This window comes from Paenibacillus sp. JJ-223 (genome assembly GCF_927798175.1).
Lineage (GTDB): Bacteria > Bacillota > Bacilli > Paenibacillales > Paenibacillaceae > Paenibacillus > Paenibacillus hubeiensis.
Window position 1 is genome coordinate 1 of record NZ_CAKMMP010000041.1, and the last position, 628, is coordinate 628.

Sequence of the window (628 nt, forward strand, 5' to 3'; positions counted from 1 at the left end):
AAACAGCCCAGACCATCAGCTAAGGTCCCCAAGTGTGTGTTAAGTGGGAAAGGATGTGGAGTTGCACAGACAACCAGGATGTTGGCTTAGAAGCAGCCATCATTGAAAGAGTGCGTAATAGCTCACTGGTCGAGTGACTCTGCGCCGAAAATGTAACGGGGCTAAACACACCACCGAAGCTATGGCTTGATCTTATGATCAGGGGTAGGGGAGCGTTGTATAAGGGTTGAAGGTGTACCGTAAGGAGCGCTGGACATTATACAAGTGAGAATGCCGGTATGAGTAACGAAAAGATCAGTGAGAATCTGATCCGCCGAAAGCCTAAGGGTTCCTGAGGAAGGCTCGTCCGCTCAGGGTAAGTCGGGACCTAAGGCGAGGCCGAAAGGCGTAGTCGAAGGACAACAGGTCGAAATTCCTGTACCACCGTAAATCGTTACGAGCGATGGGGGGACGCAGTAGGGTAGTGACGCAGGCTGATGGATGCCTGTCCAAGCAGTGAGGCTGGTTAGTAGGCAAATCCGCTAACCGCAAGGCTGAGCTGTGATGGGGAGTGAAAATTACAGTAGCGAAGGTCATGATCTCACACTGCCAAGAAAAGCCTCTAGCCAGATGAAGGTGCCCGTACCGC

General features: G+C 52.1%; 1 rRNA gene. It reads left to right on the forward strand.

Annotation, left to right across the window (positions count from 1 at the left end):
- Positions 1-628 (forward strand): 23S ribosomal RNA (locus L6H98_RS31180); the annotation flags it as partial.